The 14,098-nt window shown below is 43.0% G+C and carries 19 protein-coding genes and 1 tRNA gene; all 20 read left to right on the top strand.

Annotation, left to right across the window (positions count from 1 at the left end):
- Window positions 1-65: 65 nt before the first annotated feature.
- Window positions 66-1,109, top strand: a complete 1,044-nt coding sequence (locus tag BLT91_RS13540) for an NAD(P)H-dependent glycerol-3-phosphate dehydrogenase (RefSeq protein WP_090821674.1) — start codon at window positions 66-68, stop codon at window positions 1,107-1,109.
- A gap of 92 nt (window positions 1,110-1,201) precedes the next feature.
- Window positions 1,202-1,468: a stage VI sporulation protein F gene (locus BLT91_RS13535; RefSeq protein WP_254776933.1), complete on the top strand. Its 267-nt coding sequence runs from the start codon at window positions 1,202-1,204 to the stop codon at window positions 1,466-1,468.
- A 103-nt stretch (window positions 1,469-1,571) separates the two neighbouring features.
- Window positions 1,572-1,751: a DUF2768 family protein gene (locus tag BLT91_RS13530; RefSeq protein WP_090821670.1), complete on the top strand. Its 180-nt coding sequence runs from the start codon at window positions 1,572-1,574 to the stop codon at window positions 1,749-1,751.
- Window positions 1,752-1,772: 21 nt separating this feature from the next.
- Entirely contained in the window at window positions 1,773-2,066 is a 294-nt protein-coding gene (locus BLT91_RS13525) for a 2Fe-2S iron-sulfur cluster-binding protein (protein ID WP_090821668.1), read from the top strand.
- Between the two features lie 60 nt (window positions 2,067-2,126).
- Entirely contained in the window at window positions 2,127-2,681 is a 555-nt protein-coding gene (locus BLT91_RS13520; protein WP_175532287.1) for a nucleotidyltransferase family protein, read from the top strand.
- A gap of 7 nt (window positions 2,682-2,688) precedes the next feature.
- A complete protein-coding gene (locus BLT91_RS13515) occupies window positions 2,689-3,060 on the top strand; it encodes a 2Fe-2S iron-sulfur cluster-binding protein (protein WP_254776927.1) in 372 nt (123 codons plus the stop codon).
- 24 nt (window positions 3,061-3,084) lie between these two features.
- On the top strand, window positions 3,085-3,834 hold the full coding sequence (locus BLT91_RS13510; protein ID WP_254776926.1) for a hypothetical protein: 750 nt from the start codon (window positions 3,085-3,087) through the stop codon (window positions 3,832-3,834).
- A 300-nt stretch (window positions 3,835-4,134) separates the two neighbouring features.
- Window positions 4,135-5,613 (top strand): stage IV sporulation protein A, encoded by a 1,479-nt coding sequence (gene spoIVA, locus BLT91_RS13505; protein WP_090821662.1) that lies wholly within the window; start codon window positions 4,135-4,137, stop codon window positions 5,611-5,613.
- 248 nt (window positions 5,614-5,861) lie between these two features.
- Complete coding sequence (locus BLT91_RS13500) at window positions 5,862-6,134, top strand: HU family DNA-binding protein (protein ID WP_090821660.1); 273 nt, start codon at window positions 5,862-5,864, stop codon at window positions 6,132-6,134.
- A gap of 157 nt (window positions 6,135-6,291) precedes the next feature.
- A tRNA-Pro gene (locus tag BLT91_RS13495) sits at window positions 6,292-6,365 on the top strand.
- Window positions 6,366-6,460: 95 nt separating this feature from the next.
- Window positions 6,461-7,387, top strand: coding sequence for a phosphatase PAP2 family protein (locus BLT91_RS13490; protein WP_254776925.1), 927 nt, complete (start codon window positions 6,461-6,463; stop codon window positions 7,385-7,387).
- Between the two features lie 78 nt (window positions 7,388-7,465).
- Entirely contained in the window at window positions 7,466-7,714 is a 249-nt protein-coding gene (gene mtrB, locus BLT91_RS13485) for a trp RNA-binding attenuation protein MtrB (RefSeq protein WP_175532286.1), read from the top strand.
- Window positions 7,715-7,835: 121 nt separating this feature from the next.
- Window positions 7,836-8,369: a hypothetical protein gene (locus BLT91_RS13480; RefSeq protein ID WP_090821658.1), complete on the top strand. Its 534-nt coding sequence runs from the start codon at window positions 7,836-7,838 to the stop codon at window positions 8,367-8,369.
- A gap of 98 nt (window positions 8,370-8,467) precedes the next feature.
- Window positions 8,468-9,334, top strand: a complete 867-nt coding sequence (locus tag BLT91_RS13475) for a heptaprenyl diphosphate synthase component 1 (protein WP_090821656.1) — start codon at window positions 8,468-8,470, stop codon at window positions 9,332-9,334.
- Between the two features lie 19 nt (window positions 9,335-9,353).
- On the top strand, window positions 9,354-10,103 hold the full coding sequence (locus tag BLT91_RS13470) for a demethylmenaquinone methyltransferase (RefSeq protein WP_090821788.1): 750 nt from the start codon (window positions 9,354-9,356) through the stop codon (window positions 10,101-10,103).
- 7 nt (window positions 10,104-10,110) lie between these two features.
- On the top strand, window positions 10,111-10,986 hold the full coding sequence (locus BLT91_RS13465) for a UbiA-like polyprenyltransferase (protein ID WP_090821654.1): 876 nt from the start codon (window positions 10,111-10,113) through the stop codon (window positions 10,984-10,986).
- On the top strand, window positions 10,983-11,594 hold the full coding sequence (locus BLT91_RS13460; RefSeq protein WP_090821652.1) for a UbiX family flavin prenyltransferase: 612 nt from the start codon (window positions 10,983-10,985) through the stop codon (window positions 11,592-11,594). The genes BLT91_RS13465 and BLT91_RS13460 overlap by 4 nt, the downstream gene beginning before the upstream one ends.
- Entirely contained in the window at window positions 11,575-12,438 is an 864-nt protein-coding gene (locus BLT91_RS13455; RefSeq protein ID WP_090821650.1) for a menaquinone biosynthetic enzyme MqnA/MqnD family protein, read from the top strand. Before BLT91_RS13460 ends, BLT91_RS13455 begins: the two co-directional genes overlap by 20 nt.
- On the top strand, window positions 12,435-13,412 hold the full coding sequence (locus BLT91_RS13450) for a polyprenyl synthetase family protein (RefSeq protein ID WP_090821648.1): 978 nt from the start codon (window positions 12,435-12,437) through the stop codon (window positions 13,410-13,412). Before BLT91_RS13455 ends, BLT91_RS13450 begins: the two co-directional genes overlap by 4 nt.
- Window positions 13,413-13,543: 131 nt before the next feature.
- A complete protein-coding gene (gene ndk, locus BLT91_RS13445; RefSeq protein WP_090821646.1) occupies window positions 13,544-13,987 on the top strand; it encodes a nucleoside-diphosphate kinase in 444 nt (147 codons plus the stop codon).
- The last annotated feature ends 111 nt before the right edge of the window (window positions 13,988-14,098 follow it).

The raw sequence follows: 14,098 nt of genomic DNA, 5'->3' as shown, positions 1-14,098 counted from the left end.
TAAAGCAAAACTCAGCAATGCTTACGAAGCCAGTTTTCTTACGAAAACTCTTAGGAGGGGTCACTTTGTCAAACAAAGTATCGGTTCTAGTAGCTGGAAGTTGGGGAACGGCACTCGCCTCGGTACTTGCGGATAATGGAAAGCAAGTGCTGTTATGGTCTCGCAATGAGGAGCAGGTTCAAGAAATCAACGAGAAACACCGTAATAGCCGTTTTCTCCAAGATATGGTGCTATCGCCGTTGATCGTTGCTACAAACTCGCTGCAGGAGGCGGTTGAGGATGCCGATGCGATCATTTTGGTCGTACCCTCCTCCGGCATGCGCGAGGTAGCGTCACGAATACGACCTTTTTTGAAAAAGGATACGCTAGTTATTCATGCAACTAAAGGCTTTGAAACCGGAACGCTTAAGCGTATGACCGAGGTTCTTGCCGATGAGCTCCCTGAAATCGATGCCAAGCGGCTCGTCGTCCTTTCCGGCCCTAGTCATGCAGAGGAAGTTATCCGTAAATGTCCGACGACTGTTGTTGTCGCAGCCCAAGATTTGGGAGCGGCTGAAGCGGCTCAGGATTTAATGATTAATTCCTACTTCCGCGTATATACAAACCCTGATGTTGCGGGTGTGGAGGTTGGAGGGGCGCTGAAAAACATTATTGCGCTAGGCGCTGGTCTAACAGATGGTCTAGGCTTTGGCGATAATGCAAAGGCTGCTCTTATAACGAGAGGATTGGCCGAGATCGCTCGTTTGGGTACAACTATGGGAGCCAATCCACTGACATTTGCTGGTTTAGCAGGGATTGGCGATCTGATTGTGACTTGTACAAGTCAACACAGCAGGAATTGGCGTGCCGGCAATAAATTAGCGAAGGGCATACCTTTAGACGAGGTGCTGGACGAGATGGGAATGGTCGTAGAAGGCGTGAAGACAACGAAAGCGGCCTATGAGTTGTCCCGTAGATTTGAAGTGACAATGCCGATTACTAATGAGCTATATAATGTACTTTTCGAAGGGAAATCACCTCAGTTAGCTGCGCAAGATTTGATGGGAAGAGTCCGAACCCACGAGATTGAAGAGGTAGCCAGTGACTTAGCAACAAAAGTGTTGAAGTAGCCTACACCACATCCTGCCCGCATTCATACTATATCTTATAAACTCTAGTCATTATGAGGTATAGGGAGGCGGCACATTTGTCGAATAAGGATATGTCGAAGGACGTATTAAATGTGGTAAAGAAGAAAACGGGTAAGTCTGTTACATCTAAAGATATTGAGAAAATAGCCAGCGGTGTGAAACCTTCTACCCTGCAAAGTGAAGCTCAACTTCGGCAACTTATCAAACAAGTTTCTGGTTTAGTGAACGTCAAGGTATCGGAAGAGACGATCAACGATATCATTCAGGCGGTCAAAAGCAGCAAACTCGATACCAATAACATGCAGCAATTAATGAGCATGATGATGGGTAAAAAATAAAAAGCATGAAGGGGAGCTTGCCGCCCTTCATGCTTTTTTTCTCATCCTATGCTATACTTACTGGTGATCAATTTTAATGTTTTGTACATAAGGAGTTATGAAAATGTCAAGTTTGGACAAAATGTGGGCGTCTTTCGTGGCGATTGGACTAATGGTTGTCGCGTCATTATTAATTTCTTATGCAAGAAATCGAACTCAAGGGGTTCTTCGTGTCGTGTTATCCCTTATTGCTTTTTTCTTATTTATTCCCATTTTACTTTATATGCTGCTATCTTTGTTTTAACAACTGGGAGGCGAGATATCGATGTTAGAATTGAAAACACGCAAAACACAGAAAACGATACAGGCGGTATTCGGATTAACTATTCTGGACCATGCGCTTAAGGAAGATATGGATTGGGGATTTTCTTGTACACGTGGAACCTGCGCCAGATGCCGGTGTTATGTAGCAACAGGTCGGGAACTGCTGTCAGTACCTTCGGATGAGGAAGAAAGCCGATTGGAACCTGAGGAGATTGCTCAGGGCTATCGGTTAGCTTGTCAGTGTATCGTTAAGCAATCCGGTTCCATTTCGGTTACACATAAGCCTTATTTCTAAAATATCTGCCTGAAAGGTGTGGGCATCTTGGTCCTGCTGGAGCCGTTACTACCAACAATTATGACCATTCATACACAATTATTGCAAGCTCCTGGCGCACGGTGGCTCATCGGTGGAAGCTGCGGACTACTTTTACAAGACGTTGATATTGGAAGAAGTCCAAGAGACCTCGATATCTATGTGGATGACAACGATGTAACTGCTGTCCATGCTTCCTTACGAGATTATTCAGTGGACATGCCGAATTATAGCGAAACACCCATATATGCTTCGATCCTAAGTCACTATCATATCGATGGAAATGCCGTTGAAGTGGTTGGTGATTTCAGAGTTAAGGCCCTACATTCTTCCTATCAAGTTGAAGCGGCTTATCTGTGGGAAAATCACAGCCATTCGTTTAGGATAAGCGAGCAGGAAGTCAAAGTTATGCCATTAGCCCATGAACTCCTATTTAATTTACTTCGTAATCGGCCCGATCGCTATATGGCGATTATGAAAACCATGCAAGCTTATCCAGAGCTTCACATGCAAGCTTTAAACGATTTAGTGGTTAGAAATAGCTGGGGAACAGAGTTCCAAAGGAAGCTTGAACAATTGATAGATTCACCCAGATAGCAGGAAGATGGCATATAAGAAGGTGAAAGCGATGGATGGACCAGAAGTGTATTTTTGGCCGGATGACAAAAAAATATCGGTCCGCCCTGGAACGACATTGCTGGATGCAGGGCGCAAAGCCAAGGTTCACATCCGCACGCGCTGCGGAGCCAAGGCAGCTTGTCTCATGTGTAAGGTGAAGGTAAGCGAACCTAGCGGTCTTGCACCTATGAATGTGAACGAACGTTTAAAGCTTGGCTCTCAAGCTGATGAAGGCTATCGGCTTGCTTGCCAGGCCCGTGTGATTGGCTCTGTTCAAGTTACGGTACCTGAAGATCCATTAAAGGCAGTCATTCGCGCCCAGCTTGCAAGACAGGCGGAAGAAGACGATTTATTTTAGAAAAAAAGATAGGATGATTGATTCGTGAAAATAGCTCTAAGCCTTTTACATGGTAGATGGGTATTCATCGCCATTTGTATAGTCTTGCTGCTCGGTGGTTGTGCATATCCGCAGGAAATGCGTAAAGAGAATCAAATCAACCCTGCGGAGTTCATTACTGTCGTTCAACAGGCCATTGTTCTCTACCACGAGAAGACCGGTGTGCTGCCGATCAAGAATAGCGATATGACAACACCACTCTATGAGAAATATGTGATTGATTTTCCTAAATTGAAAAAAACGAACCTGCTTAGTACGGTTCCGGCTAATGCTTTCGAAAGCGGCGGTATTTTCATCTATGTGCTTGTCGATGTGGAAACAAAGCCAACGGTTAAGTTGATGGATTTGTCCGCTTATCAGAGTGTTGAAGATGTCCAGAAGAAGATCAATGATTACAAAGTGAAGCATGATGGGAAGCTTCCTCCGGGTATTGCTATTAATGAAGCTTTTGACTATGTGGATTTTGATAAACTGGGTATGAAATTACCTGAAATCAAGTCTGTTTACAATCGCAAGAATTTCATAACCTACTTGGTGAATAAGCAAACAGGCGAAGTTGCCATTGATTATGCGATGGACATCATGCAGCTTATTCAAAGTAATTCGTTAGCGAGTTCCTTAAAGTCTGATCAGGATTTGCGAGAGATTCTCGTGAATAAATCCTACTTCGTGCCGATACGCAGTAATGCGTATTTATGGCAAAATAATCAACCTATGCCTCAAAACAAATCATAAACGTAACCTCTTACAGAAACTTGTAAGAGGTTTTTTTGATTTTTCAGAATAACCAATGCCAGTCAATCATATATTTTTTCAATGTGGTGAGACTTTGATCTAGTGTCAAAGATCCCTATATGGTTCTATAAGGAAAGCCGTATGTGCTTCATAAAATATGAGCGGCAAAAAAAGATCTACGCATCTATCATATTTCTATCGAAAGTACATATATTTCTTACTAGTCCAAATGAATGTACGAGTAGTCAATTGTTACCGTCAGAAGAGTCAGTTGACGACCAAACTGTAGGAGGGATTCTCTTGGAGAAAGTGGATATCTTTAAGGACATTGCAGAACGAACGGGAGGGGACATTTACCTGGGGGTTGTCGGAGCGGTCCGAACAGGAAAATCAACCTTTATTAAGCGTTTTGTGGAATCTGTAGTGCTTCCTAACATTCAAAGTGAAGCGGATAGGATCCGGGCTACCGATGAACTCCCGCAGAGCGCTGCTGGCCGCACGATTATGACAACGGAGCCGAAATTCGTACCGAATACGGCGGTTCAAATTTCCGTGGCCGAAGGGCTGAATGTGAATGTTCGCCTCGTTGATTGTGTAGGTTATGCAGTCGATGGCGCCAAAGGCTATGAAGACGAGAACGGCCCGCGTATGATCAATACCCCTTGGTTCGATGAACCGATTCCTTTCCAGGAAGCTGCTGAAATCGGAACACGGAAGGTCATTCAGGAACATTCTACACTCGGCGTGGTTGTAACTACCGATGGAACAATTTCTGATATTCCGAGGTCTTCGTATGTACTTGCAGAAGAAAGAGTCATTAATGAGCTGAAAGAAGTAGGCAAACCATTCATTGTCATCATTAACTCACAGAAACCGAATAGTGAGCCGGCGCTTGAGCTGCGCAGTGAACTGCAAAGCCGCTATGACGTGCCTGTTGTGACAATGAGTGTAGCTAGTGCAGGTGAAGAGGAAATGGTCTCTGTCCTGCGTGAAGTGCTTTACGAGTTCCCTGTCCATGAAGTGAATGTGAATTTACCAAGCTGGGTGATGGTTCTTGATGAGAATCACTGGCTGCGCACGCAATTCGAAAATTCCGTACGTGATACGGTTCAAGATATCAGACGTTTACGCGATGTGGATCGTGTCGTCAGCCAGTTTGCCGAATATGAGTTCATTGATAAAGCCGCTTTGGCTGGACTTAATATGGGGCAAGGCGTTGCGGAGATTGACCTATTTGCGCCGGATGAACTCTATGATCGCATCCTGGTCGAAGTTGTCGGGGTCGAAATTCGCGGCAAAGATCATCTCCTCCAGTTGATGCAGGATTTCACTCATGCGAAACGAGAATATGATCAATTTGCGGAAGCGCTGGAAATGGTCAAAACGACAGGCTACGGCATAGCGCCTCCGACGCTCGCTGAGATGGCGCTGGATGAACCGGAGTTAATACGTCAAGGCTCAAGGTTCGGTGTCCGTTTACGGGCTACAGCACCGTCTATTCACATGATTCGTGTGGATGTGGAGTCGGAGTTCTCACCTATCATTGGTACTGAGAAGCAAAGTGAAGAGCTGGTCCGTTATCTCATGCAGGATTTCGAAGATAATCCGCTTAAAATTTGGGAGTCCGATATATTCGGAAGATCGCTTCATTCGATTGTTCGTGAAGGGATTCAAGGGAAACTTGCCCAGATGCCGGACAATGCACGCTATAAACTCCAAGAAACACTTGGCCGAATTATTAATGAAGGCTCTGGTGGCCTAATTGCCATAATTTTGTAGAAAAGCAGACAAGAAAAACACTCGAAAGAGTGTTTTTTGTCGTTTATTAGCAAAAATACCCACATAAAATGGAAAACGATACTTGAAATTGCTGTCGGAGTGTATTACTATGAATTTATTCGTCTGCTTTCGAAGTTCATTTTTGCTAAGAAAATCAACGATTTTTCATTGGATAATGTATATTTTCTGAGGAAACGGTGAAAACAGGAAGTAACGGAAGTGAGAAATCTTGGGGGGAGGTGAATGGCATGAATAAATCTGAATTGATTAACAAGGTTGCTGAAACCTCTGAGCTTTCCAAGAAAGATGCAACTAAAGCAGTTGATGCTGTTTTTGATGCAATTTCCGAAGCGCTGCAAGGCGGAGATAAAGTACAATTAGTTGGTTTCGGTAACTTTGAAGTTCGTGAACGTTCTGCTCGTAAAGGACGTAATCCACAGACTGGTGATGAAATCGAAATTCCAGCAAGCAAAATTCCAGCTTTCAAACCTGGTAAAGCACTTAAAGAAGGCATTCAATAATTGCGTTTTTTACATACTATTGAACGTTATATAACAACAAAGCCGTGACCGCTAAACAGCCGTCGCGGCTTTCTTAATTGATGAGATAAAATGCCTTTACAATTCGAAATTCTCCTACTATAATTACAAAAGTGAATAAGTTAGCCTATGCTACGAACGGGGTATGGCGCAGCCTGGTAGCGCGCACCCTTGGGGTGGGTGAGGTCGCACGTTCGAATCGTGTTACTCCGATTATGAAAAAGACATCGTCAGCCGATGTCTTTTTCTCTTGAAGAGGCTTGTTCCAAAAAAGATAGCACTTCTTAGATGATTTAGGGGGAACAGTCTTGAATAAGTTAAAACTAAACGAGCTCGTGAAATCTCAGGATTGGGCGATGTTCGGCATAATTGCTTCCATTTACTTGGTTTGGCGTATCGGTGTTGTCGGGAACTGGAGTAAAGAATGTTGGATCTTGCTGCTGATTTGTTTGCTAGGTGTCCGTAAGGATCAGGTTGACGTTGATTGGAAACGATTCTTCATTTTTGGTATTCCACTGCTTGGTGTTTTTTATTACTTTTACGGAAGCGGAAATAGCTTCTGGTGGAGGATCGCCAATTGGATGTTTGAAAATAATAGTCATCCATGGCATTGGGATGACTATATGAATGCGATCCCACTGAACACTGGCGGATGGGCGAGATGGATTGCCACTCCTTCTCTAGATAAAGCAATGGTGTGGATTTATAATTATGGCTTTGTTTTATCTTTATGGATTTGTATTGTGAGAAGCTTTTGGACACGCAGTATTAAGAAAATGCTTTCCTACGCATTATCCGGTCATATGCTGCAATTTCCACTTATTTTACCTTTTTACAATTTAATTTTGTTGCATGAAGTATGGTATGTCAATAAGCAGCCGGATTTGTTACACCGTGTATTCGCTGATCAAAATTCGTTACTTGTGGCTACGATGAATTGTTTCCCTAGTATGCATACATCCATTTCATTTGCTATGCTTCTCCTGGCCCTGAGAGAGAAGGATCGCATTTTCAAAACGATGATGGTTACCTATTGCGCGTCAATTATTTTCTCAACCTTGTACTTACAAATTCATTGGCTTGTCGATGTATTCGCCGGCATGCTGTTTGCCTACGCAACGGTCAAGCTGTCTGATTTCCTGATTCGATTAGGTTCTAATAGCGTACTTCCTGCCAAGTTCAAGAATTTTTATCAAAAAGGAAAGAATACAGCGCCTAATGAAATATCTGTCTAAGGTTAGTTGACTTCCCGATGCTTTTTTTGGCATCATTAGGTAGGGGATTGTAGTTTAGGCAAGAATGGAGGATGGGAAATGGAACAAACGAATAAAATGAATAATTCGAATACGAACGGTAATGAATATTTCGTTATTAAAGCCAAAGATAATGGTGTTCATGTCATTGGCTTAACCCGAGGTCAAGACACTCGCTTTCATCATACGGAAAAATTGGACAAGGGCGAAGTCATGATTGCTCAGTTCACGGAGCATACATCCGCAGTGAAAGTTAGAGGAAAGGCGCTAATTATGACCAAGTACGGTACGGTTGATACCGAAGAATAATTTATAATTTACAAAGCAGGCATAGCTTGCTTTTTTTTTATGTACAATGGTGTATAGGGCTTGTAAAATGCCAATGCTCGAAGTCTGTTGCTCTTGCAAACGCGTAGGAGGTGCTTTCGTAATGAAATGGTCGATGCGCATCATGATGACTTTAGGTATATCAATTGTAATGGCCATCTGTCTGTCTGTGCTTCCGAAAATGGATCGATCCACGGGCATAAACTCGCCTTATAATTGGTCAAGCAATCGTGCAGGGCAGCTCACGGAGAATAATTTGGTAGATTTACTTGTACAAATCCCCCTTCAACTTCGGATTCGAAAAGTTGAGCTAAGCAACTCCCGAATGTCAATTGATTTGAGTTTGCCGAAAAATGCTGATTCGGTATCAGTCTATAGGGATTTGTATATGATCGCGCAAACTATGATTATGAAAACAAAAAATGTGAATCAGGTCTGGGTTCGTGTGATTGATTATTCTGGGGTTACAGAGTCAGCCTCAACACAGCTTGTACTCGCCATGGTTGCGGAACGTGAATATGGGAAGGATATGGAGAAGAATGCGAGCGAACTCAGCCTCATTCAACTTGAGCAGCAATTACAAAACCGCTTTCGTATTACGTACACCTCTAAATGGCAGCAAAGATATCCCTTATAATTAAATGTGCTTCTGTTTACGTGTTATGATATAATGACTTGAATTGAAGCATAGATGAACACAAAAGATATTTGGCACACGGTTACGGAGGCTTTTGCATGAATTCTTATCGGATCCAAGAGATCGCTAAGCAGTATACTGAGTATGATATGATCCAAATTCACACAGACTTGCCCGATTTTCCGGAGCTTCGCACACGTCTGTTGTTTGCTTTTTTGAACGGAAACAGTAAATTAAGTTCTTCAAGCGAGTTGTATACGCTTGCTACTTCGCTTGTACAACTTGGGCTCGATACCCATGATTTGGTCTCGGCTTCCAATGATATCAAAGAGAAAAAGGCGGCAAGGTCAAGGCAGTTAAAGGTTCTTGCAGGGGATTATTTTAGTTCCCGCTTTTATAATCTTCTTGCTCAGGCGGGCCAGATTGAAATGATTAAGCAGTTGTCGGATGCGATTTGCGAAGTCAATCGGCTCAAGATGAATGTGTATATGAAAATGAAGCAATTGAAATTGACGGCAGAAGATTACATCCACCAAACAGTGGAAATTAAATCTCAGCTTTTTTTGTCTTTCTCCGAGTTTATGTCTGAGGTATATGACCAAGCTTGGCCAGATATTCTGAGGAGTTATGCAAAGTGTGAGGTTATCTTTGAGGAGATTTTCCGCATCGAATCGGTGGTCAATTTCAGAGGTAGCTGGGGATTCTGGCACATTCTGCAGCATGGAACGAAGGAAGAACGAAAGCAGCTTCATGTGGAGGAATCAGATCAAGCCAAGGTTCGCGGACTCATACATAAATATAATATAACTTCGCAGCTTTATCAGATGCTTGATTCTCATACGAAGCAATTACAGTCTAAAGTACAACAGCTTGAATCAGATAAACTAATAAGCGAGCTGTTTCACATTGGGGAGCCGTTCCTTCGATTCTTGGCGAAGCAGCCCAAAGTGCTGGAAGAAATTTGAGGTGATGTGACAGATGAATATGACAAAAACAAATAGCAAAACGAAAACAACCAAAACCAAAGAAGAGTTCGTTCACTCGGTCTTTGAAAGTATTGCCCCCAAATATGATCTTATGAACAATATTTTAAGCTTCCGCAGGCATAAAGCATGGCGCAAATTCACCATGAAAAAAATGAATGTGCAGCCGGGTGATACAGCGATTGATTTGTGCTGCGGCACATGCGACTGGACGATCAGCTTAGCTCAGGCTAGTGGTAGCGGTAAGATGGTTGGACTTGATTTTAGCCAAAACATGCTAGACTATGGCGCAGAGAAAATCAAGCAACTCCACTTGGAGCAGCAGATTGAGCTTATCCGAGGCAATGCGATGAGTCTTCCGTTTGACGACAATACGTTTGATTACGCCACGATCGGGTTTGCCCTTCGTAATGTTCCCGATTTGGAGCAGGTCATCCGTGAAATGCAACGTGTCGTTAAGCCAGGAGGGCTAGTTGTGTCTTTGGAGCTATCCAAGCCAACATGGCAACCATTCAAGTCAATCTATTATTTTTATTTCCAGCGTGTGCTGCCCTTTTTAGGAAAGCTGATCGCAAAGAAATATGAGCAGTACAAATGGCTGCCGGAATCATTAATCCATTTTCCCGATCATAAACAATTAGCTACCATCTTTACAAACCAAGGTTTAGAAAGTGTACAGGCTTACCCATTAACAGGTGGGGTTGCAGCCTTGCATATGGGTACCAAGGGGAATACGAAATCAGGAGTGTAATCAGCATATGTTTACTAAATTAAAAATATTTTTGGAAATGATTAAATTTGAACACAGTGTATTTGCGTTACCGTTTGCCTTCATGGGAGCGATTCTAGGATCAGTCGTATTAAATGGACATTTGCCTAGTTGGGCCCAGATTGGTTGGATCACTCTTGCCATGGTTGGGGCAAGAACAGCCGCGATGGCCTTGAACCGTGTAATTGATAAAGCGATTGATAAGAAAAATCCGCGAACGGAAAATCGAGCAATACCGGCGGGACTTATATCTATTCAACAGGTAATTATATATATTATTATTTCGTTTGCTTTGCTTTTCTGGGCAACATCTAATCTAAGCTCTTTGTCGATGAAACTGCTGCCTATTGCAGTGTTTTTTCTTGTCTTTTACTCGTATACCAAAAGGTTTACATGGACATGCCACTTTGTATTAGGTTTAACATTAGGTTTAGCCCCGCTTGGTGGGTGGATTGCCGTAACAGGTCAATTCACATGGCCATCAATTATTTTTTATTTGACTGTTGTTTGTTGGAGCGCTGGGTTTGATCTGATTTATGCTTGTCAAGATGCTGAGTTTGATCGCAATGAAGGCCTTCATTCCTTGCCAAGCCGATTCGGAATCAAGGCTGCCCTGAATACCGCTCGTATCCTGCATGTTCTCACAGCAGTAGGTTTAGTGGCTTTGTTTTTTATCACACATTTAAGTTGGTTTTATTTAGTCGGTCTCGTTATCGCTTATATTATTTTGTATAAAGAACATCGACTTGTCTCGCCGCAGGACTTGTCCAAATTGAATACAGCTTTTTTCACCATGAACGGTGTATTAAGTTTAGTTATGTTTGCCTTCACCTTGCTTGATGTGCTTGTGAGGCAGCATTCATGAGCGGCAATTGGGTAGTAGGTATCACCGGTGCTAGTGGAGCAATCTATGGCGTGCGGTTGTGCCAGGTGCTGCTGGACCAGGGCTTAAGTGTGCACCTGATCGTTACAGAGGCAGGTTGGAGAGTGCTGCACGATGAATTGGATTGGCATGTAAGCAAGCGCAAAGAGATGCTGCAGGAGCATTTTGGCGGCCGCGCAGGTTCCTTTGATTATCATCCAATTGCTGATATTGGCGCGACTGTGGCCAGTGGATCTTTTCGCACAAAGGGGATGGTTGTCATACCTTGCTCGATGGGCACTTTATCTGGAATCGCTCATGGCTCATCGGATAATTTACTAGAGCGAACAGCGGATGTCATGCTCAAAGAAGGAAGAAAATTAATCCTGGTTCCAAGGGAAACGCCATTACATGCCATACATTTGGAAAATATGCTAACCTTATCGAAAATGGGCGTACGCTTGCTTCCGGCGATGCCGGGTTTTTATAATCGTCCGCGCTCTATCGATGAGATGGTCGATTTTTTGGTGGGTAAAGTGCTGGATAGTATGGATATTGAACATTCCTTGTACCGAAGATGGGGAGATAACAATGAGCAACTTAGGCCCTAAAATACGAATTGGCCGTATTAATTATACGAACGTTTGGCCGATTTACTATTACTTTCCCGAACTAATGAACAGCGCAGAGGTGGACATAATCGAACAGGTCCCAACCTCCCTTAATCAAGCTATGGCTGCTGGAAACATTGATATGGGCCCTATTTCTTCCTTTGCTTACGGAGAATCCTTTGCGGATTACATGTTGTACCCCGATCTTTCGGTTAGCGCTTATGGGGAAGTGAATTCGATACTGTTGTTCCATGATAAGCCGTTACGTGAAATTGCGAATAGCCGTATCGTATTACCAACAACCTCGGCTACATCAGTGAATTTACTCAAAATCATTCTCGAAAAGTTTTATAATGGGAAACCAACCTATGAGTATGCTATGCCCAATATCGAACAGATGATGGAAAATGCAGACGGGGCGTTACTTATTGGCGATGATGCGATCAAAGAGAGCTGGCGTAATAAGAAGTATATGATTACGGATCTTGGGCAAGAATGGGCCAAATGGACAGGACAATGGATGTCTTTTGCCGTGTGGGCGATTCGCAAAGAGACCGCAGAGAAATATCCGGACCTTGTAGCAGCAGTGTTTGAGGCCTTCATGGCCAGTAAAGCTAAAGCACATAAAAATCCGGAAGAAATGATCCATGAGGCGCAAGCAACGGTAGGCGGAACACCTGAGTATTGGACTCATTATTTTCATACGTTATGTTATGATTTTGGAACGGAACAATGGGAAGGACTTGCTTTGTATTACAAGTACTGCTATGAGCTTGGTTTCCTGCCGAAGCCGGTAAGCATCGCTTTATGGTCAGAGAATAAAGTGGCACGGGTGACTGAATGAAAAATCTAATGGATATTTATACAAGAAAGAAAAAGGATATAGCCGCAATTGAAAAAGAGCTCGAAGAGAGCGTGTATTCCGATCATGCGATGCTTAGAGAAACTTCTATGCACTTACTGAAAGCGGGAGGGAAGCGAATTCGGCCTGTCTTTGTTCTGCTTTCCGGTGAGTTTGGAGAGTATCAGCTTCAAACCATGAAACGCGTCGCGGTACCGCTGGAGCTTATTCATATGGCGTCGCTTGTCCATGATGATGTGATCGATGATGCAAACACAAGACGGGGACAATTGACGGTGCGCTCCAAATGGGACAACCGCATTGCCATGTTCACGGGGGATTATATTTTTGCCAAGGCCTTAGGCGTCATTACTCAGATTCACAAGCCCGCGGTACACCAAATTATGTCTAAAGCCATTGTGGAAATGTCCATCGGAGAAATGGAACAAATTCGTTTCTTTTTTCATTCCGAGCAAACGATTCGTGATTACTTGTTAAGAATTAGACGTAAAACGGCACTACTCATCGCCATTTCCTGTCAATTAGGAGCCATGGCAGCAGATGCGCCTGATTGGATCAGCAGCAAGCTGTATGCTTTTGGTTATAACGTAGGAATGGCGTTTCAAATCCGGGATGATATTCTCGATTTAATCGGTACCGAAAAGCAAATCGGCAAACCGCCGGGCAGCGATGTGAAACAAGGCAACATTACGATACCTGTTTTGTTAGCGATGCAGGACCCATCCTTGAAGTCGCTTATTTTGTCTGAATTAGAGCGTATACATCAGTTAGATGGACAGACCGATGTTAGTCGTTTTTTGGATATGATCCGAGGCAGTGAAGGCATAAGCAGAGCTGATGCACTATCTCAAAAGTATATTGATAAGGCAATTGCTTCTTTGGACAAACTGCCTAATATTCAAGCCAAGAAAGATCTCATTGAAATTGCACATTTTATTGGCAATCGATCTTATTAAGGAGTCGGGCTTCAATTTGAGAAATGTTACCAAAGAGTGTAAACTAGTGGGGAATACATAGGTTGAACATTATTAAGTATATGCTTAAGATGCAAGTCTTCTAGCGAAAACTCTAAGGAGGAAGTCCTTACATGGAAAAAACATTCTTGATGGTTAAACCAGATGGCGTGCAACGGGGTCTTGTAGGTGAAATTGTAAAACGATTTGAACAGAAGGGCTTTCAATTAATTGGCAGTAAGCTAACAATGGTATCGAGAGAGCAAGCCGAGTTTCATTATGAGGAACATAAAGGAAAAGATTTTTACGAAAAACTAGTGACATTTATTACATCCGGGCCTGTTTTCGCTATGGTATGGCAAGGGGATCAAGTCATTCCTTTATCCCGCACAATGATAGGGAAAACGAATTCTCTTGAGGCTGCTCCAGGTACAATCCGTGGTGACTTCGCCGTACATACGAATTTAAATCTCATTCATGGTTCGGATTCACCTGAAAGCGCTGAGCGTGAAATTAGCAATTTCTTTAAGTCAAACGAGCTTTTTGAATACAGTAAAGTCATTCAGCAATGGATCTAGTTGGATTAAGCTTAAAGAACCTGACATCTTTACGGATGCGGGTTCTTTTTTTGTCGTTTATTGAAGGATATTGGCATTTGCTTACAGAATGTATGTTACTAGAAAAAGACC

The organism is Paenibacillus sp. yr247 (genome assembly GCF_900103825.1).
Classification (GTDB): domain Bacteria; phylum Bacillota; class Bacilli; order Paenibacillales; family NBRC-103111; genus Paenibacillus_E.
The sequence above is the reverse complement of the archived record's forward strand: the minus strand, read 5'-3'. Positions and strand labels throughout refer to the sequence as shown.